General features: G+C 63.6%; 1 protein-coding gene. It reads right to left on the bottom strand.

Annotated elements, in window-relative coordinates:
- On the bottom strand, positions 1-597 hold a 597-nt coding region (gene tatC / locus F2B26_RS16690; RefSeq protein ID WP_159811213.1), incomplete at its 3' end, for a twin-arginine translocase subunit TatC.
- Between the last annotated feature and the right edge of the window lie 13 nt (positions 598-610).

Below are 610 nucleotides of genomic sequence, written 5' to 3'. Positions count from 1 at the left end.
AAGCTGCTCGCGCGAGACGATGCCGGCGCGGTGCAGCAGGAGCAGCAGGACCGGCAGCAGGAAGCTCATTCCGAAGGCGAGGATGAACTGCATCACCAGGCCGAGATATTCGTTGGCGGTGGGCAGGGCCTGGATCTCCAACCCACCCGCCGTGCCCTCGAAGCCGAGGAACCACCGAAAGGCGGTCGGCATGACGATGTAATAGGCAAGCGCTGCGCCCGCGGTGAACAGCAGCGGCGTCGCCAGCAGGAAGGGCAGGAATGCCTTCTTCTCGCGCGCATAGAGACCCGGCGCGATGAAGGCCCAGAGCTGGTTGGCGATGATCGGGAAGCTGAGGCAGAAGCCTGCAAACAGCGCCACCTTCAGCTCGACGAAGAAAACCTCGTAGAGCTTGGTGAAGATCAGCTGCCCCTCGCCATCGGGGAAGGCGCCCTTGAGCGGCTGGATCAGGAAGCCAAGGATCGGGTCCGCGAAATAGAGGCAGATGGCGAAAGCGACGACCAGCGCGGCAACACAGCGCACCAGCCGCGCGCGCAATTCGATCAGATGGTCGAGCAGCGGGGCCTGCGTGTCGTCGATGTCCTTGATGACCGCCACCTCAGCTGTCCTT

It is taken from the genome of Cellulomonas citrea (assembly GCF_009829685.1).
Classification (GTDB): Bacteria; Actinomycetota; Actinomycetes; order Actinomycetales; family Cellulomonadaceae; genus Cellulomonas; species Cellulomonas citrea.
This window is presented reverse-complemented; position numbering and strand designations above follow the sequence as displayed.